Source organism: Halomonas sp. ANAO-440, from assembly GCF_019915905.1.
In the GTDB taxonomy this organism is placed as follows: Bacteria; Pseudomonadota; Gammaproteobacteria; order Pseudomonadales; family Halomonadaceae; genus Halomonas; species Halomonas chromatireducens.
Map to the genome: position 1 here is coordinate 1 of NZ_JAHXBV010000020.1, position 26,448 is coordinate 26,448.

Annotated in this window: 27 protein-coding genes; 3 read left to right on the plus strand and 24 right to left on the minus strand. The window is 62.0% G+C overall.

What is annotated here, in order from left to right:
* Positions 1-287: 287 nt before the first annotated feature.
* Complete coding sequence (gene hexR / locus KZO25_RS13935; protein WP_066449094.1) at positions 288-1,151, minus strand: transcriptional regulator HexR; 864 nt, start codon at positions 1,149-1,151, stop codon at positions 288-290.
* Between the two features lie 211 nt (positions 1,152-1,362).
* Between hexR and KZO25_RS13940 the strand changes: the two genes are divergently transcribed.
* Positions 1,363-1,563 (plus strand): PA3496 family putative envelope integrity protein, encoded by a 201-nt coding sequence (locus KZO25_RS13940; RefSeq protein WP_066449100.1) that lies wholly within the window; start codon positions 1,363-1,365, stop codon positions 1,561-1,563.
* 69 nt (positions 1,564-1,632) lie between these two features.
* On the opposite strand, the gene KZO25_RS13945 is transcribed toward KZO25_RS13940, so the two are convergent.
* Complete coding sequence (locus KZO25_RS13945; RefSeq protein WP_066449102.1) at positions 1,633-2,979, minus strand: sodium-dependent transporter; 1,347 nt, start codon at positions 2,977-2,979, stop codon at positions 1,633-1,635.
* Between the two features lie 723 nt (positions 2,980-3,702).
* Between KZO25_RS13945 and KZO25_RS13950 the strand changes: the two genes are divergently transcribed.
* Positions 3,703-4,305: an undecaprenyl-diphosphatase gene (locus tag KZO25_RS13950; protein WP_066449104.1), complete on the plus strand. Its 603-nt coding sequence runs from the start codon at positions 3,703-3,705 to the stop codon at positions 4,303-4,305.
* Positions 4,306-4,347: 42 nt separating this feature from the next.
* Here KZO25_RS13950 and glmS read toward each other — a convergent pair whose 3' ends face one another.
* The 4 genes from glmS to KZO25_RS13970 all read right to left on the minus strand — a co-directional run bounded on the left by glmS (position 4,348) and on the right by KZO25_RS13970 (position 9,541).
* The gene (glmS, locus tag KZO25_RS13955) at positions 4,348-6,180 is read right to left on the minus strand and encodes a glutamine--fructose-6-phosphate transaminase (isomerizing) (RefSeq protein ID WP_223137434.1); all 1,833 of its coding nucleotides are present in this window, start codon (positions 6,178-6,180) and stop codon (positions 4,348-4,350) included.
* A gap of 10 nt (positions 6,181-6,190) precedes the next feature.
* Positions 6,191-7,558 carry a bifunctional UDP-N-acetylglucosamine diphosphorylase/glucosamine-1-phosphate N-acetyltransferase GlmU gene (glmU, locus tag KZO25_RS13960; protein ID WP_223137435.1) on the minus strand — a complete coding sequence of 456 codons (1,368 nt, stop codon included), beginning with the start codon at positions 7,556-7,558 and terminating at the stop codon, positions 6,191-6,193.
* A gap of 79 nt (positions 7,559-7,637) precedes the next feature.
* The gene (locus KZO25_RS13965; RefSeq protein WP_223137436.1) at positions 7,638-8,699 is read right to left on the minus strand and encodes an FAD:protein FMN transferase; all 1,062 of its coding nucleotides are present in this window, start codon (positions 8,697-8,699) and stop codon (positions 7,638-7,640) included.
* A gap of 44 nt (positions 8,700-8,743) precedes the next feature.
* On the minus strand, positions 8,744-9,541 hold the full coding sequence (locus KZO25_RS13970; RefSeq protein WP_223137437.1) for an undecaprenyl-diphosphate phosphatase: 798 nt from the start codon (positions 9,539-9,541) through the stop codon (positions 8,744-8,746).
* Positions 9,542-9,703: 162 nt separating this feature from the next.
* Here KZO25_RS13970 and KZO25_RS20045 point away from each other — a divergent pair, with 162 nt between their 5' ends.
* On the plus strand, positions 9,704-9,826 hold the full coding sequence (locus KZO25_RS20045; RefSeq protein ID WP_262489027.1) for a hypothetical protein: 123 nt from the start codon (positions 9,704-9,706) through the stop codon (positions 9,824-9,826).
* Positions 9,827-9,843: 17 nt separating this feature from the next.
* Here KZO25_RS20045 and mgtE read toward each other — a convergent pair whose 3' ends face one another.
* The 18 genes from mgtE to erpA all read right to left on the minus strand — a co-directional run bounded on the left by mgtE (position 9,844) and on the right by erpA (position 26,276).
* Positions 9,844-11,217, minus strand: a complete 1,374-nt coding sequence (mgtE, locus tag KZO25_RS13975; RefSeq protein ID WP_066452122.1) for a magnesium transporter — start codon at positions 11,215-11,217, stop codon at positions 9,844-9,846.
* Positions 11,218-11,377: 160 nt separating this feature from the next.
* On the minus strand, positions 11,378-11,806 hold the full coding sequence (locus KZO25_RS13980; RefSeq protein ID WP_066452123.1) for a F0F1 ATP synthase subunit epsilon: 429 nt from the start codon (positions 11,804-11,806) through the stop codon (positions 11,378-11,380).
* Between the two features lie 25 nt (positions 11,807-11,831).
* Positions 11,832-13,208 carry a F0F1 ATP synthase subunit beta gene (atpD, locus tag KZO25_RS13985; protein WP_066452124.1) on the minus strand — a complete coding sequence of 459 codons (1,377 nt, stop codon included), beginning with the start codon at positions 13,206-13,208 and terminating at the stop codon, positions 11,832-11,834.
* A gap of 65 nt (positions 13,209-13,273) precedes the next feature.
* Entirely contained in the window at positions 13,274-14,155 is an 882-nt protein-coding gene (atpG, locus tag KZO25_RS13990) for a F0F1 ATP synthase subunit gamma (RefSeq protein WP_066452125.1), read from the minus strand.
* A 68-nt stretch (positions 14,156-14,223) separates the two neighbouring features.
* A complete protein-coding gene (gene atpA, locus KZO25_RS13995) occupies positions 14,224-15,768 on the minus strand; it encodes a F0F1 ATP synthase subunit alpha (RefSeq protein WP_223137438.1) in 1,545 nt (514 codons plus the stop codon).
* A 16-nt stretch (positions 15,769-15,784) separates the two neighbouring features.
* Positions 15,785-16,321 carry a F0F1 ATP synthase subunit delta gene (locus KZO25_RS14000; RefSeq protein ID WP_066452127.1) on the minus strand — a complete coding sequence of 179 codons (537 nt, stop codon included), beginning with the start codon at positions 16,319-16,321 and terminating at the stop codon, positions 15,785-15,787.
* Between the two features lie 12 nt (positions 16,322-16,333).
* Positions 16,334-16,804 carry a F0F1 ATP synthase subunit B gene (locus KZO25_RS14005; protein WP_066452128.1) on the minus strand — a complete coding sequence of 157 codons (471 nt, stop codon included), beginning with the start codon at positions 16,802-16,804 and terminating at the stop codon, positions 16,334-16,336.
* Between the two features lie 73 nt (positions 16,805-16,877).
* A complete protein-coding gene (gene atpE, locus KZO25_RS14010) occupies positions 16,878-17,105 on the minus strand; it encodes a F0F1 ATP synthase subunit C (protein WP_010625958.1) in 228 nt (75 codons plus the stop codon).
* 65 nt (positions 17,106-17,170) lie between these two features.
* The gene (gene atpB / locus KZO25_RS14015; protein ID WP_066452129.1) at positions 17,171-17,998 is read right to left on the minus strand and encodes a F0F1 ATP synthase subunit A; all 828 of its coding nucleotides are present in this window, start codon (positions 17,996-17,998) and stop codon (positions 17,171-17,173) included.
* A gap of 12 nt (positions 17,999-18,010) precedes the next feature.
* Positions 18,011-18,415: an ATP synthase subunit I gene (locus KZO25_RS14020; protein ID WP_223137439.1), complete on the minus strand. Its 405-nt coding sequence runs from the start codon at positions 18,413-18,415 to the stop codon at positions 18,011-18,013.
* A gap of 206 nt (positions 18,416-18,621) precedes the next feature.
* Complete coding sequence (locus tag KZO25_RS14025) at positions 18,622-19,536, minus strand: ParB/RepB/Spo0J family partition protein (RefSeq protein ID WP_066452131.1); 915 nt, start codon at positions 19,534-19,536, stop codon at positions 18,622-18,624.
* A 54-nt stretch (positions 19,537-19,590) separates the two neighbouring features.
* Positions 19,591-20,361 (minus strand): ParA family protein, encoded by a 771-nt coding sequence (locus KZO25_RS14030; protein WP_066452132.1) that lies wholly within the window; start codon positions 20,359-20,361, stop codon positions 19,591-19,593.
* A gap of 28 nt (positions 20,362-20,389) precedes the next feature.
* Positions 20,390-21,055, minus strand: coding sequence for a 16S rRNA (guanine(527)-N(7))-methyltransferase RsmG (gene rsmG / locus KZO25_RS14035; protein ID WP_223137440.1), 666 nt, complete (start codon positions 21,053-21,055; stop codon positions 20,390-20,392).
* A complete protein-coding gene (gene mnmG / locus KZO25_RS14040) occupies positions 21,052-22,947 on the minus strand; it encodes a tRNA uridine-5-carboxymethylaminomethyl(34) synthesis enzyme MnmG (protein WP_223137441.1) in 1,896 nt (631 codons plus the stop codon). The genes rsmG and mnmG overlap by 4 nt, the downstream gene beginning before the upstream one ends.
* Before the next feature lie 542 nt (positions 22,948-23,489).
* On the minus strand, positions 23,490-24,251 hold the full coding sequence (locus tag KZO25_RS14045) for an amino acid ABC transporter ATP-binding protein (RefSeq protein WP_262489028.1): 762 nt from the start codon (positions 24,249-24,251) through the stop codon (positions 23,490-23,492).
* 35 nt (positions 24,252-24,286) lie between these two features.
* The gene (locus KZO25_RS14050) at positions 24,287-24,958 is read right to left on the minus strand and encodes an amino acid ABC transporter permease (RefSeq protein WP_114478196.1); all 672 of its coding nucleotides are present in this window, start codon (positions 24,956-24,958) and stop codon (positions 24,287-24,289) included.
* 100 nt (positions 24,959-25,058) lie between these two features.
* Entirely contained in the window at positions 25,059-25,847 is a 789-nt protein-coding gene (locus tag KZO25_RS14055; protein ID WP_223137442.1) for a transporter substrate-binding domain-containing protein, read from the minus strand.
* A gap of 108 nt (positions 25,848-25,955) precedes the next feature.
* On the minus strand, positions 25,956-26,276 hold the full coding sequence (erpA, locus tag KZO25_RS14060; RefSeq protein WP_410505412.1) for an iron-sulfur cluster insertion protein ErpA: 321 nt from the start codon (positions 26,274-26,276) through the stop codon (positions 25,956-25,958).
* Positions 26,277-26,448 lie beyond the last annotated feature (172 nt).

Consider the following 26,448-nt stretch of genomic DNA (forward strand, 5'->3'; position numbering starts at 1 on the left):
ACTTCCACCGAGTTGTATGCACGCCTTCACGGGCGCACTTGGAGCGCTGCTCTGCATCGCGACTGGCGCCAGCAGGCGCCTTGGCGGAGGCGGCAACGGCAGTGGTTATCGGCAAGCACCGGCAACACCGCCGGGAGGCCTTCGGCCTCCAGTCGCGAGCTGAAGCTTCCTCCAACAGCGGCGTGGCATCGTCGGTGGGTAGAATCGCTGTTGGAGCGCTGCTCTGCATCGCGACTGGCGCCGTCAGGCGCCTTGGCGGAGGCCGCAGTGTTATCCCCAACGCTGGGCTACGGCTTGCCTTCCTGCTCCGGAAACCTGAGCGGCGTCAGGCTCTTCTTCACCGCCTTGAGCTGCTCGGCGAGCCTGGGGCCACGGGTCTTGGCCACCCCGACCGCCAGCACGTCGACCAGCACCAGGTGGGCGATGCGCGAGCTCATCGGGGTGTATATCTCGGTGTCCTCATGGACGTCGATATAAAGCGGCAGCGTCACCTCCTCGGAGAGCGGCGAACCGCTGGGGCAAAGGCCAATCACCGTGGCACCCGCCTCGCGGGCCAGGCGCACGCTGGCGACCAACGCCCGGGTCCGGCCGGTCTGGGAGATCGCCACGACGACATCTCCCTCCTTGAGGGTCACCGCCGACATGTTCTGCATGTGCGGATCGGCGTAGGCGGCGGTAGATATCTGCAGACGAAAGAACTTGTGCTGGGCATCGAAGGCAACCGCACCGGATGCACCGAAGCCATAGAACTCCACCCGGTTGGCCATGGCCAACGCCTGGATCGCCCGGCTCAAGGCTTCGTTATCCAGTCGATCACGCACAGAGAGCAAGGTGCCCACGGTGGAATCGAAGATGCTCTGGGAGAATTCGGCTACCGAATCGTCGTCGTTCATGGAGAACTGGGCGAACTGGCTTCCTGAAGCCAGCATCTGCGCAAGCTTGAGCTTGAAGTCCTGAAAGCCATTGCAACCGAGCGCCCGGCAAAAGCGCACCACGGTCGGCTCGCTGACCTTGGCCTCGGTAGCCAGATCGACGATGCGCATGTGGATGACTTCATCTGGATTGCGCAGGACATAGCGCGCCACCTTCTGCTCGGAGCGGCGAAAGTGCTCCATGCGGCGTCTCATTTCATCGAACAGGGCGCGGCTCACGCTGAACTCCTTGGTTGGCAGTCGCAGGGTTCAGTATGCCCCATCACGAAGGCGATATGGAATTTCGCCCTCCTGCGTGAAATGACCCACTTAGTCATCATCCTGTCAAGTAGGGTATAGTAGAAAAGCTTGGCCGCCATCTAGCAGGGTGACGGCATGCCGACAACCGTAGGCAAGAAGAGACGATAAAGAAGAAGAGGGAGAGTCGATCATGAGCAAGATCGAACGCGTAACTTCCGTCAAGAGTGAGCTTCTCGACATCTTCATGAGCTTGAAAGTCGCCGAACACGAGAAACGCTCACGCACCGCCGCTCAGCGCAATTTGCGGGCGCGCCGCGGCATCGAGCTGCACAACGAATTCAAGGAGCTGGAGCGAAATATCGCCGATCTGGCCGAAGACGAAAAGCATTGACGACGGCCGCCTGCCGGCGGCCGTCCAAGGCAGTCACTCAAGCCCCGTCTGGCGGGGCTCAGGGACCTGTCACCCCAGCAAGCTGTTGACAAACACCAGGATCACGCCCAGCGGCGCAATATAGCGCGCCACCACAAACCAGAGCGTCTCGCTGCCGGCGCTCAGGTTCAACTCCGCGGCAACGCTCTTTCGATCCAGGCACCAGGCCACGAAGACGATGGCGCCAAGACCGGTCAGCGGCAGCAGGATCGTGCTGGTGAAGGTATCCAGCAGGTCGAAGACATTGAGGCCGAAGATCAGGAACTCGTCCCAGACGTTGAACGACATCAATGCCGCGATACCCAGCGCCCAGACCGCAGCGCCGCCGGCAAGCGTGGCCATCACCCGGGTCAGGGGCGATCGCTCTTCGACGAACTCCACCACCGGCTCCAGCAGTGAAATCGCAGAAGTCAGGGCGGCGAAGGTCAGCAGCAGGAAGAACATCAGCCCGAGGATCATGCCACCGGTCATGTTGCCGAAGGCCAGGGGCAGGGTGACGAAGATCAGCCCCGGCCCTTCCCCGGCGCTGAGGCCGTTGGCAAAGACGATGGGGAAGATAGCCAGCCCCGCCAGCAGTGCGATCACGGTATCGAGAATAATCACCGTACGCGCCGTGCCGAGCAGGTTGACGTCCTCACCCAGGTAGGAGCCGTAGGCCATCATGATGCCCATCCCCAACGACAGGGTGAAGAAGGCCTGACCCATGGCGGCCAAAACGATATCGCCACTCAAGGCGCCCCAGTCAGGGCGGAACATGAAGGCCAGCGCCTCACCGAAGTGCCCCGTGGTCATGCCATAGCCCACCAGCACGATCATCAATACCACCAGCGCCGGCATCAGCGTGCGCACGGCCCCTTCCAGGCCCTTGGTCACACCGCGAGCAACGATCCATATCACCAGAGCCATGAAGGCGGTATGCCAAAGCAGCAGCACGCCGGGACTACCCAGCAGCCCACCGAAGATAGCACCGACACTGTCGGCATCCTGGCCGGTGAAAGTGCCGGTCACGGAGTTGAGGGTGTAGTAGAGAGACCAGCCACCAATGACGCTGTAGAAGGAGAGGATCAGGAAGGCGGCCAAGACACCGCTGACGCCGACCAGTGCCCAGGCCCTGGTTTGACCACTGCTGGACGCCAGTTTCAGCATGGCATTGACGGGGTTGTTCTGGCCACGCCGCCCGATCATCCATTCGGCGACGAGTATCGGTAGACCAATCACCGCGACACAGGCCAGATATACCAATACGAAGGCGGCGCCGCCGCTCTCTCCCACCATGTAGGAAAACCGCCAGATATTGCCCAGCCCCACTGCAGAGCCGGCAGCGGCTAGCACGAAGGTCATCTTCGACGACCACTGTGCGTGGACGAGTTTCGACATGAATCACCTATTATTGTACATGCGAGCGTTGGATGAGGTTATTGATATGCAACAAGACAAAAAACCAGTTTGAATGAGGTATTTTTGCCATTTAATCGGTAAATTTATCCGATAAATGGCCTGATGGCCAGTGATTGACCAATCCGATGCGGCTCTTCGGCAGTGATCGGGGCGAGTCGAACCTGCCATTTCCAGCGTGGCACGCCGGTGGTGAAGAGAAGGTAGGAGAGGCTGGTCATGCATGGAGGGTAGGCGCCACGGTGAGACGCCACGAATAGGTGCCGAAAGGACAAGAGAAAATAGAGTTTTCCCCCGTTTTATCCACAAGATGCATCGCTCTATTTTGAGTGTGGATTGGTGTCCGATAACCGCCTGATTGCACCAACGGGCGGTGTGATACGGAAGCTGCCCCCCGTGTAAAACGCGTGTAATGGGCCTTTCAGCGCTTCCGCCGCGCTAGTGGCACAAGCAGGTGGGGTTGAAGAGTCATGAGAACAGCGGACGAGGAGCGAGCCGTGTGGGACTACCCATCAATAGTTATCAACAGGCGCCATGACGGCACTCAAATGGCTCGCTGGGCAAAATCCGGATACAGTTCAGACATATCTGCATTTTTTCTGTAACAAAAAGAAGAGGCAGCGCCCCTCGCCTGGTGGCAGCATGGCCCTTCCGCGCCGTGGGGAGCATCAACCGGAGGCGTCAGTCTGGGAACAGTGGTGAATCATGGGAAAGAATCTAAACCTTGTTCTGTTCGAGCGCATCAATGCCGCTCCGGATAGCCAACCAGAATGGCTGATGATGGCCGAGATCTGTGCGGTCTATCTGATCTGGTTCATCCCTGCACTCTTGGTAATTGGCTGGCTGCGCGGCAGCGACCGGCTCAAGCAGCCCCTCCTCGAAGCCTTTATCGCCACGATGCTCGCCCTGGCGGCCAGCTGGTTGATCGGCTATCTGTGGCCCACGCCCAGACCTTTCATGGTGCCGCTAGGGCAGCATTTTCTCGATCATTCGCCAACCCCCGCCTTCCCCAGCAACCATATGACGATCATGCTGACCATGGCCTTCAGCCTCATGCTGCACGCGAAGACCCGGCGTATTGGTCGCTACCTGCTTCTCCTGGCTCTGCCCGTGGCCTGGGCGCGAGTATTCCTCGGCGTTCACTTCCCCCAGGACATGCTGGGCGCCACCCTGCTGGCCGCGGCCATGGCACTGCTGGTAGGAGCCAGCCGCAACTGGCTGATACTGCCCTTCTATCACCATGTGGCGAGACGACTCTATCATCTGCTTTTTGCACCGCTGATAGCCCGGGGCTGGGTACAGCGCTGAGCCCGATGCGGGCTCAGCGCCATCCCGGGGCTACTTCACGGGCTACTCGACGGTAACCGACTTGGCCAGGTTACGCGGCTGGTCGACGTCGGTGCCTTTGAGTACCGCCACGTGGTAGCTCAGCAGCTGCAGCGGAATGGTATAGAGAATCGGTGCCAGGGCATCATGCACATGGGGCAGCCTGAGCACACGTATGCCCTCTTCCTCTTCCAGCCCCACCGCTTCGTCGGCAAAGACGAACAGCTCGCCGCCACGGGCTCGCACTTCCTGAAGATTGGACTTCAACTTGTCGAGCAGTTCGTCGTTGGGCGCCACCGAGATCACCGGCATCTCGCTATCCACCAGGGCAAGGGGCCCGTGCTTGAGCTCACCGGCGGGATAGGCCTCGGCATGGATATAGGAGATCTCCTTGAGCTTCAGGGCGCCTTCCAGTGCAATGGGGAAATGCACGCCCCGGCCAAGAAAGAGCGCATGATTCTTCTCGGCAAAGGCCATCGACAGCGTCTCGATCTCGCCATCCAGTTTCAACACCTGCGACACCAGCCGCGGCAGGCCGCGCAGCCCGGCCACCAGCTCTGACTGAAGCTCGGAGGAAAGCCCCTTGATCCGGCCCAGGGCCAGGGTCAACAGCATCAGACCGGTGAGCTGGGTGGTGAACGCCTTGGTCGAGGCCACGCCGATCTCGGGGCCGGCCTGGGTCATCAGGGTCAGATCGGATTCACGCACCAGCGAACTGCCCGGCACGTTACAGATCGCCAGGCTGCCCAGATAGCCCTGCTCGCGGGCAAAGCGCAGCGCGGCCAGGGTGTCGGCGGTCTCGCCGGACTGTGACAGCGTCACGAAGAGGGTCCCTTCGGGCACGACCACCGTCCGGTAACGATACTCGGAGGCCACCTCGACCTGGGCCGGAATCCCGGCATAGCGCTCCAGCCAATAGCGCGCCACCATCCCGGCATGGTAGCTGGTACCACAGGCCACGATATGGATCTGCCGGACACGCGCGAACAGCGCTTCGGCTCCGGGTCCGAAACTCTCCACCAGTACCGACTTGTCGCCCAGCCGGCCTTCCAGCGCCGCGGCGATCACCGACGGCTGCTCGAATATCTCCTTCTGCATGAAGTGGCGGTAGTCACCCTTGCTGGCGGCGCCATCGGCGTGTTCGAACGTCTGGATCTCCCGCGCGGCCGGCCGTCCGGCTTCATCGACGACCTCTACGTGGCCACCCTCGGAAAGGCGAACGACATCGCCCTCCTGCAGATAGATGAAGCGGTCGGTGACCTGCAGCAGGGCCAGCGGGTCGGACCCCAGGAAGGCCTCGTCGATACCCACCCCCACCACCAGAGGACTGCCTTTGCGCGCGCCGACGATGACGTCGGGCTCATCGGCATGTACTACGGCCAGGGCATAGGCGCCTTCCAGCCGCTTCAGCACCCGCTGAACCGATGCCAGCAGGCCGTCGCCAAGACGATACTCACGCTCCAGCAGGTGGGCCACCACTTCGGTATCGGTCTGCGACGCGAAGACATAGCCGGCGTCCTTGAGCTCGTGTCGCAGCACCTCGTGGTTCTCGATGATGCCGTTATGCACCACCGCCAGCCGATCCCCCGAGGCGTGCGGGTGTGCATTGGCCTCACTGGGCTTGCCGTGGGTGGCCCAGCGGGTGTGAGCGATGCCACAGTGACCGGGCAGCGGTTCGGCGACAAGCCGCTGTTCCAGTGCGGCTACCTTGCCCAGCGCCCGGCAGCGCTGCAGCCCCGCCGAGGCAAGCACTGCCATGCCGGCCGAGTCGTAGCCGCGATACTCCAGGCGCCGCAGCCCCTCGAGCAAGATATTCTGCACATTGCGCTGGGCAACGGCGCCAACGATTCCACACATCGCGCTCTCCTCAGTAATCCTTTGCCTTGGTGGGCCGCGGCCAGTCCGCCTTGGCGATCTGCCGGCCTCGGGAGACCGCCAGCGCATGGTCGGCCACGTCCTTGCTGATCGTCGACCCCGCCCCCACGGTGGCACCACGACCCACGCTAAGCGGGGCCACCAGGGCGGTATTGGAGCCGATGAAAGCACCATCGCCGATCTCGGTGCGATGCTTGTTGGCGCCGTCGTAATTGCAGGTGATGGTACCGGCACCGACGTTGACGTTGCGGCCCAGTCGAGCGTCTCCCACATAGCTCAGGTGGTTGATCTTGCTATCCTCGCCCACCTCGACGTTCTTGGTCTCGACGAAATTGCCCACCTTGGCACCCACCGCCAGACGCGAACCGGGGCGCAGCCGGGCGAAGGGTCCGATACGGTTGCGGCCGGCGATCACGGCCCCATCGATGACACTATGGGCCTCGATCACCGATTCGGCACCGATATGGCTGTCGCGAATCACGCAGTGGGGGCCAATGCGAACACCTTCTCCGAGCTCGACCTCGCCCTCGAAGACACAGCCCACGTCGATCTCCACGTCGTGGCCGCAGGTCAGACGACCGCGCACATCGAGCCGCGCCGGATCGAGCAGGGCCACGCCCTGGAGCATCAGCTGCTCGGCGATGCGGGCCTGGTGTGCGCGCTCGAGCCGCGACATCTGCAGGCGGTTGTTGACTCCTTCCACCTCCAGCGGGTCGTCGGGCTGTGCGGTGGCGATCGCCACACCGTCGGCCGCCGCCATGGCGATGACATCGGTCAGGTAATACTCGCCCTGGGCGTTGTCGGCAGAGAGCCGCGGCAACCAGCGGCGCAGCTGGGCGGCGGTCATGGCCATGATACCGGTATTGCATTCGCGCACCGCCAGCTCCCCCTCGCTGGCATCCTTCTGCTCGACAATTGCCACGACCTCACCAGCATCGTTGCGCAGGATGCGTCCATAGCCATTGGGATCGTCAAGGGTCACGGTAAGCAGGCCCATGCGTGACTCGGTGACCTGATCGAGCAGTGCCGACAGGGTCTCGCGACGAATCAGCGGCACGTCGCCATAAAGCACCAGTACCTTGCCCTGGCCGAGGCCATCGAGCGCCTGGGCCACCGCATGGCCAGTGCCCTTCTGCTCCGCCTGCAGCGCCAAGCGTATCGGATACTCGCCGAGTGCCTGACGCACCCGGTCCGCCCCGTGACCGACCACGACATGCATCCGGTCTGCCTCGAGTCGCCGGGCGGTATCGAGGACATGAGACACCATCGGCTTGCCAGCCAGGCGGTGCAGTACCTTGGGCAGCTGCGAGCGCATTCGCGTCCCTTGCCCGGCGGCCAGAATCACCACGTCGAGGCTCATCTTGACTCCTTTTCCTTGGTTTATTGCGTGTCACGATAGTGTAACCGCCGACAGCTTCCGGTGCCGCCCGGTTTGCCTTTCAGCGAACCTCGATCTCCAATTCATCCATCTTCGACTGGCCAAAGTGGTCAGCAAAGGCAGGCGTGGCCACGCTGGCCCAGCCGTTCTCCTCACGGATCAGCATCAATACCTTGAGATCCTGGTTCCGAGCCAGCGCCAGGCCCTCTTCGTCGCCCAGTACCATCAGCGCGGTTGCCCAGGCATCCGCCCAGGCGTTGGAAGGATGCGCAACGGTGACCGATGCCAGGCGATGGTCGATGGGCCGTCCGGATCGCGGATCGAGAGTATGCGAGTAGCGCCGTCCCTCCTCCTCGAAGTAGTTGCGGTAGTCACCCGAGGTAGCCACCGAGATCGTCTCCAGCGGCAGGATATGCTGCGCCTCCTGGCGATCGTCCAGCGGCGCCTCGATACCGATACGCCAGGGCTGGCTCTCGGTATCGCGGTAGCCACGCACGATCAGGTCGCCGCCAAGGTTGACCAGGTAATGTTCGATGCCCTGGCCATCCAGATAGGCCCCCACCCGATCGGTGCCATGCCCCTTGGCCACCCCACCGAGATCCACCAAGACATCTCGCAGTCGCCGTGCCTGCAGGCCGTTCTCGTCAATCTCGATGCTGTCAGGCCCCACCTCGGCCAGGCGTTCGTTCAGCGTTACTTCATCCGGTACCTGCCGGGGGCGCGCCTCGGAGCCGAAGCTCCAAAGGTTGACCAGCCCGCCGATCGTTACATCGAAGGCACCGCCGCTGGCTTCGGCCACCGATTGGCTTATTGCAAGCACCTCGATCAGTTCATCGGAGAGCGGTTGCCACTCCCCCACCGGCGACTGGTTGAAGGCCATCAGTTCCGAATCGTCTCGGTAGATCGACATGGCGGCATCCACATCCTCGAGCACCTCGACCAATCCCTCCTCGAGCCGCTGAGCCTCTCCCTGAGTCAGGGCGTCGGCGATCGTAACCTGATAGAAGGAGCCGAAAATGGCACCTTCGAGCTGCACCGGCGACTCCAGGGGGCGGTCACCTTCCGAGCAGCCCATCAACAGCAGTAGCGCCGCAGAGGCAAGAAGGGGGGAAAGTCGGCTCATGATGATGAAGCTCTCCTCGAGAACAGCTGTGTTTCGCCTTGCGGCTACCAGAAGATCCATAGCAGCCAGAGGCCCAGAATGACGCGATAGACCACAAAGGGCTGCATACCGATCCGTTTGATGAACGCCAGAAAGTAATGAATACAGACATAGGCGCTGATACCGGATATTACCGCTCCCACCAGCAAAGCAGAAACCGCAATGGGTTCGGGATCCTGGATCAGTCCGAATATCTCGAGACCACCGGCCAGCACGATAACCGGAATCGACATCAGGAAGGAGAAACGTGCCGCACCCTCCCGGCTCATTCCCAGCAGCAGGGCTGCGGTAATGGTGATACCCGAGCGCGAGGTGCCGGGAATCAGCGCCAGCGCCTGGGCCCCGCCTATCAGGAGTGCATCTTTCAGCGTGAGTTGGTACTCACTTCGCCCCGCACGGCGCTTCCAGTCAGCATAACCCAACAGGAGACCGAAGCCGATCAGGCTCATGCCGATCACCAGCGGGGAACGCATCACGGTTTCGATGGGAGTCTTGAAAATCAGGGCGGCAAGCCCGACGGGGAAGGTGGCCAGCAGCACCCAGCCTGCCAGGCGCCCATCCGTATCCATGCCACGGCCGCGAGCGTAGCTCATCAGGCTCTGGCCCATACGTAACAGATCATGGCGGAAATAGACCACCACCGCCGCCAGGCTACCGATGTGCAGGGCCACATCGAAGGCCAGCCCCTGATCCTCCCACTGGGTCAGCACGGGTACCAGCACCAGGTGGGCGGAGCTGGAGATCGGCAGGAACTCGGTCAATCCCTGAACGAGGGCAAGTATCGCAACCTGAAGCCAATCCATATGGCAGTCTCCTGACTGGAGCGTCGTCAGCAGCGGCGATTGAACCCGCCAGACGCAGGGATGAAACGCTCCAGAGGATACACGCCCGATCGGCGGTTGACACGCCCCCGCCGCTCCGGGAGGCTATGCCTCCCCCTGCCCAGTGCTGACAAAGGAGTCCCCATGGCAGCCGAGATGATCAAGCCAGCCGTCCTGCTCATCGCCATCCCCTTCTCCATTCTGCTGACGGTCATCCTGATCTTCGGGATTCGTTCACTGTGGTTGCGGCACAAGGATGACGAATAGGCAGTAGCTGAAAGTGCTCAAAGTCCTGTCAGGATCGCCGTGGCAATGGTGAAATAGATCACCACGCCGCAGGCATCGATCAGGGTGGTCACCAGTGGCGCCGATGCAGTGGCAGGGTCCACCTTGAAACGCTCCAGCACGAAGGGCAGACACATGCCCAGCAGGCTGCCGAACAGCACGATGGTCACCATGCTCATGGCCACCACCATGGCCACCGCCTCACCGCCGCGCATCACCCCGATGGGGGCAACCGCCACCGCCATGGTCAGGCCCAGCGCACCGGCAACCAATAGCTCACGACCGAGAAGCTTGCTCCAGTCCTTGACACCGACATCGCCGGTGGCCATACCACGCACCATCAGGGTAGCGGCCTGAGCACCGGCGTTACCGCCACTGCCGATCAATAACGGCAGGAAGAAGACCAGCGCCACCTGAGCGGCGATGGTGTCCTCGAAGTAGGCGATGCCGGCGCCGGAGAATAGGTTGGCAAAGACCAGCAGTACCAGCCAGGTCACCCGCTTGCGATAGAGGCTCCATATCGGCACCCGGCTGACACCATCCTCGAGCTGGCCGATGGACATCCCCTTGTGGAAATCCTCGGTGGCCTCGGATTCCGCCACGTCCATGGCGTCATCGTGGGTGACGATGCCCACCAGCCGCTCATCATGGTCGGTGACCGGCATGGCCAGCAGGTCATAACGGGATATCAGTCGGGCGACCTCTTCCTGCTCCTCGTCCACCGAGATGCTGATCACATCCTTGATCATGAGGTCGTCGACCTGGGCTCCAGGCCTGGCAACCATCAGCTGACGCAGCGACATGGTGCCAGCCAGTCGGCCATCCCCGTCAATGATATAGAGCTGATAAACGGTCTCGGCATCCGGTGCGGTCTGCCGCACACGCATCATCGCCTGGGAAACGGTCATGCCACTGGGGATCGCCACGTAATCCGAGGTCATGATCGCCCCGGCAGTACCCTCCTCGTAGCTCGCCAGTCGCTTGAGATCCTCGCGTTCCTGACGCGCCATCCGGCGCAGCAGCGTCTCGCGACGGTCTTCACCCAGCAGGTTGAACAGGTCGACCCGCTCATCCGACCCCATCTCTTCGAGAATCAGCAGCAGCATGTCGTCGGAAATCGCCTCGGCAATCTCCAACTGTTCATCTCCCGGCAGGTAGCCGAGCACGTTGGCCCGGCGCTCGATCGGGAGACAGTCCAGCAATCCCAGCACGAGGGGAAGGTCATCCTCCTCCTCGATGATATCCTCAAGGATCTCCGCCAGGTCGGCGGCACGCAGTTCGGGGAGCAGCTCATCGAGGTGCTCCCTCTGCTCATCCTGCAGTGCCTCCAAAAGGGTATCTTTCTGTTCCTGAAGCGTTTCGTTCAGTGACATGGGCATCTCCTGGCGCAACCATGAAAGTCGATGACTTTCACCTGCTCGGGGCGGATGAGGACGTTTCGGGAGCGACCCGAGGCATGGGCGACATCATAGCAGAGACAAAAACGCCCCTCGAACAGTGTTCGAGGGGCGTTTTACACGGTAAGGGCTCGGTTCAGCCCTTGCCGGCCTTCTTGCGCAGCTGCTGGATGGTGCGCAGCTGGGCCACGGCTTCAGCGAGTTCAGCCGCAGCGCGGGTGTAATCCAGCTCAGACGACTTGTCGTTGAACGCCTTCAGCGCATGCTGACGGGCTTCCTCGGCGGCGGCCTCATCGAGGTCACCGGCCCGTGAAGCCGCATCGGCGAGGATGGTGACCACGTCCGGCTGCACTTCCAGGAAGCCGCCGGAGACGTAGAAGTTCTCTTCTGCGCCACCGTCGTGGATCACTCGAATCGGACCTGGCTGAAGCTCGGTCAGCAGCGGGGCGTGCCCGGGCAGTATGCCCAGGTCGCCCATCATGCCGGAAGCGACGAGCTGCTCGATCTCACCCGAGAAGATCGCCTCTTCGGCGCTGACGATGTTGCACTTGAAGCTGTTCGCCATAGCGAAGTCCCCCTGGTGGACGGCCTTACTTCATCTGGTTGGCTTTCTCGACGGCCTCGTCAATGCTGCCAACCATGTAGAAGGCCTGCTCCGGCAGATCGTCGTATTCGCCACCAAGAATACCCTGGAAACCACGGATGGTATCCTTCAGCGACACGTACTTGCCCGGAGCACCGGTGAATACCTCAGCCACGAAGAACGGCTGCGACAGGAAGCGCTGGATCTTACGCGCCCGGGACACGGCCAGCTTGTCCTCGTCGGACAGCTCGTCCATGCCCAGGATCGCGATGATATCCTTGAGCTCCTTGTAGCGCTGCAGCACGTTCTGCACGCCGCGCGCGGTGTCGTAGTGCTCTTCACCGACAACCAGCGGATCCAGCTGGCGCGAGGTGGAGTCCAGCGGGTCGATGGCCGGGTAGATACCCAGCTCGGCGATGGAGCGCGCCAGTACCACGGTGGCGTCCAGGTGCGAGAAGGTGGTCGCCGGCGACGGGTCGGTCAAGTCATCCGCGGGCACGTAGACGGCCTGTACGGAAGTGATCGAGCCGGTCTTGGTGGAGGTGATACGCTCCTGCAGAACGCCCATCTCCTCGGCCAGGGTCGGCTGGTAGCCTACCGCAGAGGGCATACGGCCCAGCAGTGCGGATACCTCGGTGCCGGCCAGGGTGTAGCGGTAGATGTTGTCGACGAACAGCAGCACGTCGCGGCCTTCATCGCGGAACTTCTCGGCGATGGTCAGGCCGGTCAGTGCCACACGCAGACGGTTGCCCGGCGGCTCATTCATCTGACCGTAGACCAGCGATACCTTGTCGATAACGTTGGATTCGGTCATCTCATGGAAGAAGTCGTTACCCTCACGGGTCCGCTCACCCACACCGGCGAACACGGAGTAACCGCTGTGCTCGGTGGCGATGTTGCGGATCAGCTCCATCATGTTGACCGTCTTGCCCACGCCGGCGCCGCCGAACAGGCCGACCTTGCCGCCCTTGGCGAACGGGCAGACCAGGTCGATGACCTTGATGCCGGTCTCGAGCAGCTCGTTGGAAGCCGCCTGCTCGGCATAGGTCGGGGGCTTGCGGTGGATCGGCATACGCTCGGCCTCACCGATGTCACCGGCCTCGTCGATCGGCTCGCCGAGGACGTTCATGATGCGACCCAGCGTCTCCTTGCCCACGGGCACGGAGATGGCGGCCCCGGTGTTGTTGACCTCCATACCACGCTTGAGGCCCTCGGTGGAGCCCATGGCGATGGTGCGCACCACGCCGTCACCCAGCTGCTGCTGGGTTTCGAGCACTGTCTCGGCAGCCGAGACCTTCAGCGCGTCGTAGACCTTGGGAACATCGTCCCGCGGAAACTCTACGTCAATCACCGCGCCGATGATTTGTACGATACGTCCGCTCATCTTGGTTCCTCTCAAATACCTGAAAATGAAACCTGCATGCCGGGAGGGTTATCCCTCCCCTGGCGCTATACGGCGGCGGCGCCACCGACGATCTCGGAGATTTCCTGGGTGATGGCGGCCTGTCGGGCCTTGTTGTACACCATCTCCAGGTCGTCGATCAGACCGCCGGCGTTGTCAGTGGCGCTCTTCATCGCGATCATCCGCGCTGCCTGTTCGCAGGCGCCATTCTCGACCACCGACTGATAGACCTGCGATTCGATGAAACGAACCAGCAGACTATCGAGCAGCGCCTTGGCATCCGGCTCATACAGGTAGTCCCAGCTACCGGGACGCTTGTTGTCTTCATCATGCGTTTCCGCTCCCATATCGGGAGACAGGGGCAGTATCTGCCTGACCACCGGCTTCTGCGTCATGGTGTTGACGAATTCGTTGTACACCACGAAAAGCCGGTCCAGGCGCCCCTCGTCATACGCATCCAGCATGACCTTGACGCTACCGATCAGATCCTCGACCTCGGGCGACTCGCCCAGCCCGCTCTTCGCCGCCACCAGGTTGCCCCCGTAGCTCTTGAAGAAGCCGCTGGCCTTGCTGCCCAGGGCGCAGAAATCGAGCTCTGCGCCCTTGTCGCGCCATGCCTTGGCATCCCTGAGCACGGCCTTGAACAGGTTGACGTTCAGGCCGCCGCACAGGCCGCGGTCGGTGGAGACCACGATATAGCCGACCCGCTTCGCGTCACGCTCGATCATGTACTCGTGGCGGTACTCGGGGTTGGCGTCGGCAATATGGCTCACGACGTTGCGGATCTGACGGGCATAGGGCTGGCTGGCCCTCATCAGATCCTGTGCCTTACGCATCTTGGATGCAGCCACCATTTCCATGGCGCTGGTAATCTTCTGCGTATTCTTGATGCTCCCGATCTGGGTGCGTATCTCTTTTGCAGCTGCCATAGCGATCTACCTCGTTCTTGACCCTCAGAAGATGTCCAGGGCCCACCCCCGCGGGTGGGCCGGCGGAATTACCAGCTCTGAGTGGCCTTGAACTTCTCGAGACCCGACTTCAAGCCTTCCTGGATCTCGCTGCTGTAGTCGCCGGTCTGGTTGATCTTATCGAGCAGCTCGGCATGTTCGGACTTCATGTAGTCATGCAGGGCACGCTCGAAGTCCAGCACCTTGCTGACATCGACGTCATCCAGGAAACCTTCGTTGGCGGCGTACAGCGTCACCCCCATCTCGGCCACGGACAGCGGCGAATACTGCTTCTGCTTCATCAGCTCGGTGACGCGCTGGCCGTGCTCCAGCTGCTTGCGGGTCGCTTCGTCAAGATCGGAGGCGAACTGCGAGAAGGCCGCCAGCTCACGATACTGAGCCAGTGCCAGACGCACGCCGCCACCCAGCTTCTTGATGATCTTGGTCTGGGCCGCGCCACCCACCCGTGATACCGACAGGCCGGCGTTGATGGCCGGGCGGACACCCGCGTTGAACAGGTCGGTCTCGAGGAAGATCTGACCGTCGGTGATCGAGATCACGTTGGTCGGAACGAACGCGGAGACGTCGCCGCCCTGGGTCTCGATGATCGGCAGTGCGGTCAGCGAACCGGTCTTGCCCTTCACTTCACCATTGGTGAACTTCTCGACGTACTCGACGTTGACGCGAGCGGCACGCTCGAGCAGGCGCGAGTGGAGATAGAAGACGTCACCCGGGTAGGCTTCACGGCCCGGCGGACGACGCAGCAGCAGGGATACCTGACGGTAGGCCCAGGCCTGCTTGGTCAGATCGTCATAGACGATCAGGGCGTCCTGGCCGCGGTCACGGAAGTACTCGCCCATGGTGCAGCCCGCATAGGGGGCCAGGAACTGCATCGGGGCCGGGTCGGCGGCGCCGGCGGCGACCACGATGGTGTGCTCCATGGCGCCGTGCTCTTCGAGCTTGCGCACGACGTTGGCAATGGTCGACTGCTTCTGACCAATGGCGACGTAGATACAGGTGACGCCCTTGCCCTTCTGGTTGATGATGGCGTCGACGGCGATGGCCGACTTACCGATCTGGCGGTCGCCGATGATCAGCTCACGCTGACCGCGGCCGATCGGCACCATGGCGTCGATCGACTTGAGACCGGTCTGGATCGGCTCGTCAACGGACTGACGGGTGATGACGCCCGGGGCGACCTTTTCCACCGCGTCGGTCATCTTGGCGTCGATATCGCCCTTGCCGTCGATGGGGTTGCCCAGCGGGTCAACCACGCGGCCGATCAGTTCGGGGCCCACCGGCACCTCGAGGATACGACCAGTACAGCTGGCGGTCATGCCCTCTTCCAGCTGCAGGTAGTCACCCAGTACCACGGCGCCCACGGAGTCACGCTCCAGGTTGAGCACCATGCCGAAGATGTTGCCGGGGAATTCGATCATTTCACCGAACATCGCATCTTCGAGGCCGTGAATCTTCACGATGCCGTCGGAGACGCTGACGATGGTGCCCTGGTTACGGGCTTCGGATGCGACATCCAGCTTTTCGATACGCTGCTTGATGATGTCGCTGATCTCGGAAGGATTCAGTTGCTGCATGCCATGTCCCTCAGACTCAGGCGGTAAGGGCTTCGGAGAGGCGATTCAGTCGACCGCGCACCGACCCGTCGATGACGGTATCGCCGGCGCGCAGGACGACGCCTCCGAGAAGCTTCGGATCCACCTGAGTGGTAATGGAGATTTCGCGATTCAGCCGCTTCTTGAGCGCGCCGGCGAGCTTGTTCTGCTGCTTGTCGTCGAGCGCATAGGCCGTGACCACAGTAACGTCGATGCGCTTCTCGTGGTCGGCGCGCAGGCGCTCGAATTGCTCGGCGATGGCACCCAAGGCCGATAGCCGCCCCTTGTCACCCAGGGCTTCGAGGAAGCGACGACCAGCATCATCCACGCTGATGTCGGCAACCTCGATCACCATGTCGACCTTGCGGTCGGTGGCAATCTTGGGGCTCGCGATCAATTTCTGAGCATCACGCTCCGCGACGACCTGGCCCAGCTTGACCAGCATGTCGGACCAGGCTTCAAGCGCCTTGTGGTCCCGCGCATACTCGAACGCGGCCTTGGCGTAGGGTCGTGCGACAGTAGACGTTTCCGCCATGGGTCACCTCCTTCACAGTTCGGCAGCAAGCTTGTCTAGCAGCTTGCGGTGTGCCTTCTCGTCGATGGAGGCTTCCAGAACACGCTCGGCACCGACGATGGCCAACGAGGCCACCTGGGCGCGAAGCTCTTCCTTGGCGCGATTGATTTCCTGATCGATCTCGGCACGTGCACCGGCCACCAGGCGCTCGCCTTCGGCGCGGGCCTGCTCGCGGGCCTCCTCGATCATCTGGCTGGAACGCTTGTTCGCCTGATCGAGAATCTGTGAGGCCTGCTCCTTGCTCTCGCGCAGGGTCTGAGCTGCCTGCTCCTGAGCAAGCTCGAGGTCGCGAGACGCCCGGCTGGCTGCGTCGAGGCCATCGGCAATCTTCTTCTGGCGCTCGTGAAGCGCGGAGCTGATCGGCGGCCATACGTACTTGATGCAGAACCAGACAAAGATCGCAAAGGCGATCGTTTGCCCGATAAGCGTCATGTTGATATTCACGGGTATGTACCTCTGACGGGTTCGTGGCGACCGGATAGAAGCGAACCGAGCGCCTCAGCGCTCGGTGCTGTCATTAACCGGCAACGACGAAGATCAGGTACATCGCGATACCAACACCGATCATCGGCACGGCGTCGAGCAGACCGGCCATGATGAAGGTACGAGTCTGAAGCTGGTCGCCAAGCTCAGGCTGACGCGCGGTGGACTCGAGCAGTTTGCCGCCCAGCATGGCGAAGCCAATGCCGGTTGCCAGTGCGCTGACGCTGATGATGATGGCGGCGGCAAGGTAAACGATTTCCATGATGTTGCTCCTAGTTTTACGTTGAGGTCAGGTTTCAAGTTACCGCGTTTGCAAAATTGCTTGGCTCAGTGGTGCTCGTGAGCGGCGCTCAGGTACACGATCGACAGCGTCGTGAAGATGAACGCCTGTAGTGACACCACCAGGATATGGAAGATGGCCCATGGCACATCCAGCACCCAGATCGCCCAGAATGGCAGCAGCGCGATCAGGATGAAGATCACCTCGCCCGCGAACATGTTGCCGAACAGACGCAGCGCCAGGCTGATCGGCTTTACGATCAGGCCGACGATTTCGAGGATCAGGTTGAAGGGGATCAGCAGCCAGTGATTGAACGGCGTGAGCGAGAGCTCCTTGGCGAACCCACCGGCACCCTTGACCTTGATGCTGTAGTAGACGATCAGGCAGAACACGCCCAGCGCCATGCCCAGGGTGGCATTGACGTCGGTGGTAGGCACGATCTTCATGTATTCGAGGCCCAGGCGACCGAACAGCTCCGGGAAGTAATCAACCGGAATGATCTTCAGCGTGTTCATCAGCAGGATCCACATGAACAGCGTCAGCGCTATCGGCGCGATGTTCGGATTCTTGCCATGGAAGGTGGAGCGGGTCAGGTTCTCGATGAACTCGATGACCATCTCGACAGCGTTCTGAAGCCCGCCGGGGACGCCGGTGGTGGCCATGCGGCCCGCCTTGTGGAACAGCCCCAGAAACAGCACGCCCATGGCGATGGACCAGCCCATGGTATCCAGGTGAATAGCCCAGAAGCCCATCTCGGTGGCTTCGGCAGAGGTACTGGCAAGCGACCAGCCATTCTCGGGATGCCTGCCGAAGGTCAGGTTCTGGAGGTGGTGCTGTATGTAATAGATGGCGGATATTTCATTATCTGCTGCCATACGCTGCTTACCTCAGGTTTGGTGGGTCGGCCGGTCACGCAAGAGCCAGGGTGTGAGCCAGTGCATGAGTTGAGCCGCCACATATGCGACAAAGAAAAAAGCCGGGTTTGAGGGGGGCACTGTGACGAAGACGATCACGAACAGTGCTACCGTCAAACCGAACTTGCCCATCGCTGCCTGATACAGATTCATCACGCTGATCCGCGGCCGGCGGCCATCCCGTACGCGAAGGCCACGCCAGACGAAATAGAACGTGGGCACCAGGCTGACCGCGCCACCGAGCAGGGCAGACAGCACCCCCTCGTGGCCGTGCCGCAGGCCAGCCAGCAATGCGACCATCAGGGTGGCCAGACCCTGAGCCAGGAACAGGCGTGTGAAATCCGGGCGCCGGCGCCTTGTGGCAACGTGTCTGTGCATCCTGTCGACATTTCCTGCCCCGCCTTGGCAGGGTTCGGGTGCCGGCTGTACCGAGCATGACACTCAGGCAAACAACGGCGGATTATAGGGAAGCGCCTCTGGGCCTTCAACCGAACAACGCTCATTTGCTGTCGAATGGTGCGACTTTGCGACCAAAGGTGCAAGGATTGTCGACACTCGTACCCCAGCTAACTACATGACAGCGCCTAGCGTATGTGCTCGAGGATACCGTCGAGTTCATCCAGGCTCGAATAGCGAATCGTCACCCGTCCCTTGCCGCCACGGCCATGCTGAATCTTGACCGGCGCACCGAGTACTTCACCAAGCCGGGTCTCGAGGCGGGCTACGTCGGGGCTGGTTGCGGCCGCCTCTGCCTTCCTCGGCTCACCGTTCACCAGGCGCTTGACCAGGGCCTCCGTGTCGCGAACCGTCAGGTCCTTGTTAACCACCTCATGGGCGGCCTTGCGCTGCCTGGCACCGGAGAGTGCCAGCAGGGCCCGGGCATGCCCCATGTCCAGGTCGCCGCGTTCGAGCAGGGTCTGCACTTCCGGATCCAGCGTCAACAGACGCAGCAGGTTGGCCACCTGGGCACGGGAACGACCAACGGCATCCGCGACCTGCTGCTGGGTCAGCTCGAACTCCTCGAGCAGCCGCTTGAGCGCCATCGCCTCCTCGACGGGGTTGAGATCCTCGCGCTGGATGTTCTCGATCAGGGCCAGAGCCAGGGCCACTTCGTCGGTAACTTCGCGGATTACCGCTGGAATGGTGTCGAGTTCAGCCAGCTGGGCGGCCCGCCAGCGCCGCTCCCCGGCGATGATCTCGTAGCGCGCCTCGCCGATAGGCCGCACCACGATGGGCTGCATCACCCCCTGGGCACGGATCGAGTCAGCCAGCTCTTCCAGCGCTTCGGGCTGGATATCCCGGCGTGGCTGGTACTTGCCGCGAGACAGCTGGCCCACCGGCAAGCGCTCGAGCCGATCCTCGGCTACCACCGTGGGCGGCGGCTCGCCTTCCTTGAGGGCATCGATCTCGACCTCAGGCAGTTCGAGGCTCTCGCGGCGGCGGGCACCGGCACCGATCAGGGCATCCAGGCCGCGGCCCAGGGCGCGTTTTCGCGTCATTTATCTTCCCTCATCATCACAACGAGCAAGTATCGGCAAAGCGACGAACCGACGTTACAGCGACAGCCGACGTATCAACTCCTTGGCCAGTACCCGGTGGGCCTGGCTGCCTCGCGAGAAGCGCGCATACTTGGTCACCGGCAGCCCATGGCTCGGCGCCTCGGCCACGCGCACGTTACGCGGGATGGTGGTCTTGAGCAGGGCTTCGCCGAAATAGTCCCGCAGCTGCTTGCTGACGTCGCGGGTGAGGCTGTTGCGCGAGTCGAACATGGTGCGCAGGATACCGTAGATGGCCAGTCCCGGGTTCACCCGATCCTTGATCTGCTCGACGGTATCGAGCAGTGCCGAGAGCCCCTCGAGGGCATAGAATTCGCACTGCAGGGGGATCAGCACGCCATCGGCTGCGGTCAGGGCGTTGACCGTCAGCATGTTGAGCGACGGCGGGCAGTCGATCAGCACCACGTCGTATTCACCGGCGACCGGCTTCAGGGACTCGATCAGACAGCGCTCGCGCCCTTCGTGGCGATCGAGCAGCTCCACCTCGGCAGCGGTGAGATCACCGTTGCCCGGCAGCAGGGCGTAGCCGGCCGCGGGGCAATCCAACATCACCTCCAAAGCGCTCTTGTCGCCCAGCAGCATGTCGAGCACGCTGCCATCCAGGCTGTGCTTGTCGATACCGCTGCCCATGGTGGCATGACCCTGGGGATCGAGATCGACCAGCAGCACGCGACGGTCCAGCGCCGCCAGGCTGGCGGCCAGGTTGACGGCGGTGGTGGTCTTGCCCACGCCGCCCTTCTGGTTGGTCAAGGCGATTATCTGGGTCACGGGCGACATCCTTGCGTCGATGGCACGCTCACCGGCGGCCAGGGTTGGAATCGGATCGCTCGACGATCAACAGCTGACGAACTCCCGTCGTGAAGGGAACCGTCAGGCCATGACGCTCACGGATCACCACCGCGTCGGGCAGCCCGGTCAGCTCGTCATCCACGGCGGGGCCCTTCATCGCCAGCCAGCGCCCTGTGGGCGAAGGCAGGTGCCGGGTCAGCGACACGAAGTCGCCGAGGCTGGCAAAAGCCCGGGAGACGACTTGGCCGTAGCCTCCTGCGGGCGGCTCGAAGGACTCCACCCTAGCCTGCACCGGCGTGACGTTGCCGAGTCCGAGTTCCATCACCGCCTGACGTTGAAAACGCACCTTCTTGCCGTTGCTGTCGAGCAGCGTGACCGCAAGCCGGGGCTTGAGGATCGCCAGAACGAGCCCCGGGAGCCCCGGCCCCGACCCCACGTCGAGCAGTGGTTCGTCGGTGACGAAAGGCAGCACGGCGGCACTGTCGAGCAGGTGCTTGGCCACCATTTCCTCGGGTGAGCGTATCGCGGTGAGGTTATAGGCGCGATTCCACTTGTGCAACAACCCCACCAGGTCCAGCAGCTGCTTGCGCTGGGCCGACGTTGCGACTACGCCCAAGGCCTCGAGGCCCTGGTCGAGCTGTGTTTCTACCGCTGTGGTCGAGTCCGTCGTCATCCGTTGGCCACTCGGCTGTCGTCAAGCAGTCGACGCTTCTTCAAGTGAATCAGCAGGATGGAGACCGCCGCCGGGGTGACACCGGCAATACGTGACGCCTGGGCCAGCGTGGCCGGTCGCGCTTCTCCGAGCTTCTGGCGGATCTCGTGGGAGAGCCCCTCGACCCGGTCATAATCGAGTTCGGCCGGCAGCGGCGTGGCTTCGTGCCGCTTGAGACGATCGATCTCATCCTGCTGGCGGTCGATGTAGCCCTTGTACTTGGCCTGGATCTGCACCTGTTCGGCGACTGCCTCGTCGCTCACCGGTTCGCCGCCCACCTGGGCAAGATCGCCGTAGCTCAGCTCCGGACGCTTGAGCAGGTCCATCAAGCTGTACTCCCGAGAAAGCGCCTTGCCGGTCTTCTCCGCGATGGCATCGGCAGCCGCGGTACCGGGCTGCACCCAGGTTGCCGCAAGACGGGCGCTCTCGCGTTCGATGGCCTCCCGCTTGGTGGCGAAAGCCGCCCAGCGGCCCTCGTCGACCAGGCCTAGCTCGCGGCCGGCCTCGGTAAGGCGCAGGTCGGCATTGTCCTCGCGCAGCAGCAGGCGATACTCGGCCCGCGAAGTGAACATGCGGTAGGGCTCCTTGGTGCCCATGGTGATCAGGTCATCCACCAGCACGCCAAGATACGCCTCGTCCCGCCGCGGCCACCAGGCTTCCAGCTCCCTGGCGCGGCGGGCCGCATTGAGCCCGGCGAGCAGGCCCTGGGCGCCGGCCTCTTCGTAACCGGTGGTGCCGTTGATCTGCCCGGCAAAGAACAGGTTGTGGATAAATTTCGTTTCCAGCGAGTGCTTGAGGTCGCGCGGATCGAAGAAATCGTACTCGATGGCGTAGCCGGGCCGGGTGACATGGGCGTTTTCCAGTCCGGGGATCGAGCGTACCACCTGCAGCTGCACGTCGAAGGGCAGCGAGGTGGAGATACCGTTGGGATAGAGCTCGTTGGTGTCGAGCCCTTCCGGCTCGATGAATATCTGGTGGCTCGCCTTGTCGGCAAAGCGGTGCACCTTGTCCTCGATCGAGGGGCAGTAGCGCGGACCGACCCCCTCGATGACGCCGGAATACATCGGTGAACGATCCAGGTTGGCCAGGATGATCTCGTGGGTGCGCTCGTTGGTATGCGCGATATGGCAGCTCACCTGCCGCGGATGCATCTCGCGACTCCCCAGGTAGGACATCACCGGAGTGGGGGTATCACCGGGCTGCTCTTCGAGCACCGAGAAATCGACGCTCTTGGCATCGAGTCGCGGCGGCGTGCCGGTCTTGAGCCGATCGACCCGGAACGGCAGTGCTCGCAGACGCCTGGCCAGGTCATTGGAGGGCGGATCCCCGGCACGACCGCCACGACTCTGGTCGAGGCCGATATGGATCACGCCGCCGAGGAAGGTTCCGGTGCAGAGCACCACCGTTTCGCCGAGGAAACGGATACCGGTCTCGGTCACCACGCCACGCACGGTGTCGCTGTCGACGATCAGGTCACCGGCGGCCTGCTGGAACAGCGTCAGATTGGGCTGATTTTCCAGCATGCCGCGAATGGCTGCCTTGTAGCGGACCCGGTCGGCCTGGGCTCGTGTCGCCCTCACTGCCGGTCCCTTGCGTGCGTTTAGTACACGGAACTGGATACCGCCCAGGTCAGTTGCCAGGCCCATGGCACCACCCAGGGCATCGATTTCCTTGACCAGATGACTCTTGCCGATCCCTCCGATGGCGGGATTGCAGGACATCTGTCCCAGGGTCTCGATGTTGTGGGTCAGCAACAGGGTCTGACAGCCCATGCGAGCGGAGGCCAGGGCGGCTTCGGTTCCCGCATGGCCGCCGCCGATGACGATGACGTCAAAGCGGTCGGGGTAATCCAAGGTGCACCTCATTGCGCTTCTGCGCGGATATTGCGTAGGGGATGAAAATCAGCCTGGCAGTATAAACCTCCTGTGGGTAAGCGTCAGGGGTTTTCCACACCCGGTCTTCCAGAAGCCCTTGTCGTTTAAGGTTTCTATAAAATAAATAGAATGATTTAAAGGTAGTTCTGTTGATGTTGTTACTACTAGTGTGGACAGATTCTGTTGATAAGCACTTATTCAGTATATTTTTCAATGGTTTGAAGTGTTGACTATTGCCGTGAAAAGGAGCGTGCCTCCTGAGGGCTACCGGTGACGAGCCTGTGGATGGATTGCAAGGTTACGCACAGCCGGGATACTGCACCGCTTGTCCACCGGCGGCTACCTGCCTTGTCACCATGGCTGTGAACAAGCTGCTTGATGATTAGACAATGCCCCTGCGGCGGGGCTTGCAGAGCGAAAAGGGAGCCTGCGGGAAAAATCTTATCCACAGCCCGAAAAAGGCCCTGTCGATAACCCGACAGGGCCTTTTCAACGCTTTCATCAAGCAAAGCTGTGCTGATTCAGTGCTTGAGCACCCGCGACAGGAAGCTCTGAGTGCGCTCATTTGCCGGAGAGTCGAACACCTGCTTCGGTGGGCCTTCCTCGACGATTTCGCCTCGATGAATGAAGATCACCCGGTCGGCGACCTCTCTGGCGAAGCCCATCTCGTGGGTCACGATAATCATGGTCATGCCCTCGCGGGCCAGCTCGCGCATGGCATCGAGAACCTCGCCGATCATCTCGGGGTCGAGTGCCGAGGTGGGTTCGTCGAACAGCATGAGCCGGGGCTCCATGGCCAGTGCCCGGGCCAGGGCGACCCGCTGCTGCTGTCCCCCGGACAGCTGGCTAGGGTATTTGGACGCCTGGTCGCTGATGCCGACCCTGTTGAGCAGCCGCTCAGCCGTCTCGGTGGCATCCGCCCGGTTCCAGCCGCGCACCTTCATGGGTGCCAGGGTCACGTTGTCCAGCACGCTGAGATGCGGGAAGAGATTGAACTGCTGGAAGACCATACCCACCTCGGTACGAATTCGCTGCAGTGCCTTGCTGCTCTTTCCATCGGGCACCAGTTCATTGCCGTCGACCTCGATATGGCCCTGCTGGAACTCTTCCAGGCCGTTGATACAGCGGATCAGGGTGGACTTGCCGGAACCGCTGGCGCCGATGACGACGACGACTTCACCGGGCTTCACCGCCAGTTCGATATCCTTCAGCACGTGCAGGTCGCCGAAGTGCTTGTTGACCCGCTCCATGCGCACGATGGGATCGGATGTGGACGCTGTCATGCAAAGCTCCCTTGTTTCTCTTTATTGACCGACCATTATTGACCGACGAGGCCCTTGCGCTCGAGCATGCGCAGCGCGATGGACAGGCTCCAGGTAATGGCCAGATACATCAGCGCCACCATGAAATAGACCTCCAGGGCGGTAAAGGTCGTGGCAATGTAGATCTGGCCCTGTCGCACCAGTTCACCGACGCCGATCACCGAGAACAGTGAAGTATCCTTGATGCTGATGATGCCCTGGTTGCCCAGCGGTGGAATCATGCGTCGAAATGCCTGGGGCCAGATGATGTAGCGAAACGCCTGGCTGCGAGACAGGCCGAGTGAAAGGCCCGCCTCCCGCTGCCCCCGTTCGATGGATTGCACGCCACCGCGCACCACTTCCGAGATGTAGGCCCCGGAATTCACCGCAATGGCGGCGATACCGGCGGTAAGGGCGTTGATGGGGCCGCCCAGCAGCTGGGGCAGGCCGTAGAAGATGAACAGCACCTGAACCAGGATGGGGGTCCCACGAAACACCTCGATATAGAGGATGGCGGGCCAGCGCAGCCAGCGTATCGGGCTGATGCGCAACAGGCCGAAGAAGATGCCGATGAAGAAGCCGATGGCCAGGCCGCCGAAGGAGATCAGCAGTGTCCAGGGAATGCCTGGCAGAAGATGGGGGATTGAGCGAAACGCTGCCGCCCAGTCGAATTGAAAGGTCACTTCCACGGGTGTCACTCCAGAAACTCAGAGGCTGAAACGTAGACGCAGGCGGGGCCGGGGGTCTTGCCACCCGGCCCCGCTGAATGGGCCGATCAGCCCTGGGAGATCATTCGTCGTCGGGGGTTTCGCCGAACCACTTCTCGTAGATCTCGTCGTAGGTGCCATCTTCCTGCATCTCGGCGAGGGCCTCGTTCACCGGTTCTACCCACTGGCTACCCTTGTGGAAGACGATGCCGTACTGCTGGCCTTCGTAGAGGGGGCCGACGACCTTGGTACGGCCCTCGCCACGGGTCTGGGAAAAGTAGGAGACGTTGGGGGCGTCATAGAAGGCGGCGTCCACGTTACGTCCCAGCAGCGCCATGTACATGTCGCTGTTGCCCGGGTAGGGGGTGATGTCGGCACTGTCGCCAAGGGTGTCCTGCAGGAAGTCGTAGCTGGTGGAACCAATGCGGGTGGCAACGGAGAGTCCTTCGAGGTCCTCGATGGTTTCCACGCTGTCGTTGTCGGCGCGCACGATGATCTGCAGGCCGGAGTCGTAGTAGGGGTCCGAGAAGTCGACGATCTCGGCGCGCTCTTCGGTGATGGTGACACCGGCGATGGCGATTTCCTGGCTGCCGGTCTGTACCGCCGGGATGATGCCGGCGAATTCCATGGTGGTCAGGTCGACCTCGAAACCGGCCCGCTCGGCGACTTCATTGATGATGTCCATGTCGAAACCGATCATCTCGCCGGTATCGGGATCGAGCATCTCGAAGGGGACGAAACTGGGGTCGGTGACCACCTTGACGGTGGGTCTGTCGGCCAGGGCGGCCGCGGAAAAGCCAAGGCCGAGCGCGAGTGAAGAGACCAGGAGGGTTTGCTTGAATTGGGCTGAAGTGAAGCAAGAACGTTTCATTGAACTCCCCGTTATAGGACGTTTTCATGGGATTCACCCCATTCAACATGGTTAGAATCCCGAAAAGCGTCAAGTCGGAGAGTAAGAAATCGCTAAAATGATGGCAGGCTAGACCATGAAGGAAGCACCGCAGCCGCAGGTGGTGGTGGCGTTGGGGTTCTGGACCAGGAAGCGGGCGCCGGCCAGGCCCTCTTCGTAATCCACGGTGGAACCAACCAGGTACTGGTAGGAGAGCTCGTCGACCACCAGGGCCACTTCACCGAACTCAATCAAGGCGTCGTCCTCCGCCACATCCTCGGCGAAGTCGAAACCGTACTGGAAGCCCGAACAGCCGCCACCGGTCACGTAGACCCGCAGCTTGAGTCCCGGTTTGCCTTCCTCCGCGATGAGCGCCTGCAGTCGTTTTCTGGCACTGTCGGAGAGCATCATGGGAGTGGGCACGAAGGTTTCTGCGCCGCTCATGGGCATCCTCCCCTGTGGAAACGCCGCTCAAATGGCTGCACGAGCGAATCGCTGCGTTGCGCGAAGCTCAGAATCCTCACATATACCCCATATGCTCCGGTTCTTGCGCTTCGTGCGCCTTGCGTTTCATCTCGTTCGC

Bases quoted from the DNA above. Each gene is read 5' to 3' on its own strand.
- KZO25_RS13940 (WP_066449100.1), top strand. From the start codon at position 1,363: ATGAGCAAGATCGAACGCGTAACTTCCGTCAAGAGTGAGCTTCTCGAC.
- KZO25_RS13945 (WP_066449102.1), bottom strand. From the start codon at position 2,979: ATGTCGAAACTCGTCCACGCACAGTGGTCGTCGAAGATGACCTTCGTG.
- KZO25_RS13950 (WP_066449104.1), top strand. From the start codon at position 3,703: ATGGGAAAGAATCTAAACCTTGTTCTGTTCGAGCGCATCAATGCCGCT.
- glmS (WP_223137434.1), bottom strand. From the start codon at position 6,180: ATGTGTGGAATCGTTGGCGCCGTTGCCCAGCGCAATGTGCAGAATATC.
- glmU (WP_223137435.1), bottom strand. From the start codon at position 7,558: ATGAGCCTCGACGTGGTGATTCTGGCCGCCGGGCAAGGGACGCGAATG.
- KZO25_RS13965 (WP_223137436.1), bottom strand. From the start codon at position 8,699: ATGAGCCGACTTTCCCCCCTTCTTGCCTCTGCGGCGCTACTGCTGTTG.
- KZO25_RS13970 (WP_223137437.1), bottom strand. From the start codon at position 9,541: ATGGATTGGCTTCAGGTTGCGATACTTGCCCTCGTTCAGGGATTGACC.
- KZO25_RS20045 (WP_262489027.1), top strand. From the start codon at position 9,704: ATGGCAGCCGAGATGATCAAGCCAGCCGTCCTGCTCATCGCCATCCCC.
- mgtE (WP_066452122.1), bottom strand. From the start codon at position 11,217: ATGTCACTGAACGAAACGCTTCAGGAACAGAAAGATACCCTTTTGGAG.
- KZO25_RS13980 (WP_066452123.1), bottom strand. From the start codon at position 11,806: ATGGCGAACAGCTTCAAGTGCAACATCGTCAGCGCCGAAGAGGCGATC.
- atpD (WP_066452124.1), bottom strand. From the start codon at position 13,208: ATGAGCGGACGTATCGTACAAATCATCGGCGCGGTGATTGACGTAGAG.
- atpG (WP_066452125.1), bottom strand. From the start codon at position 14,155: ATGGCAGCTGCAAAAGAGATACGCACCCAGATCGGGAGCATCAAGAAT.
- atpA (WP_223137438.1), bottom strand. From the start codon at position 15,768: ATGCAGCAACTGAATCCTTCCGAGATCAGCGACATCATCAAGCAGCGT.
- KZO25_RS14000 (WP_066452127.1), bottom strand. From the start codon at position 16,321: ATGGCGGAAACGTCTACTGTCGCACGACCCTACGCCAAGGCCGCGTTC.
- atpE (WP_010625958.1), bottom strand. From the start codon at position 17,105: ATGGAAATCGTTTACCTTGCCGCCGCCATCATCATCAGCGTCAGCGCA.
- atpB (WP_066452129.1), bottom strand. From the start codon at position 17,998: ATGGCAGCAGATAATGAAATATCCGCCATCTATTACATACAGCACCAC.
- KZO25_RS14020 (WP_223137439.1), bottom strand. From the start codon at position 18,415: ATGCACAGACACGTTGCCACAAGGCGCCGGCGCCCGGATTTCACACGC.
- KZO25_RS14025 (WP_066452131.1), bottom strand. From the start codon at position 19,536: ATGACGCGAAAACGCGCCCTGGGCCGCGGCCTGGATGCCCTGATCGGT.
- rsmG (WP_223137440.1), bottom strand. From the start codon at position 21,055: ATGACGACGGACTCGACCACAGCGGTAGAAACACAGCTCGACCAGGGC.
- KZO25_RS14045 (WP_262489028.1), bottom strand. From the start codon at position 24,251: ATGACAGCGTCCACATCCGATCCCATCGTGCGCATGGAGCGGGTCAAC.
- KZO25_RS14055 (WP_223137442.1), bottom strand. From the start codon at position 25,847: ATGAAACGTTCTTGCTTCACTTCAGCCCAATTCAAGCAAACCCTCCTG.
- erpA (WP_410505412.1), bottom strand. From the start codon at position 26,276: ATGATGCTCTCCGACAGTGCCAGAAAACGACTGCAGGCGCTCATCGCG.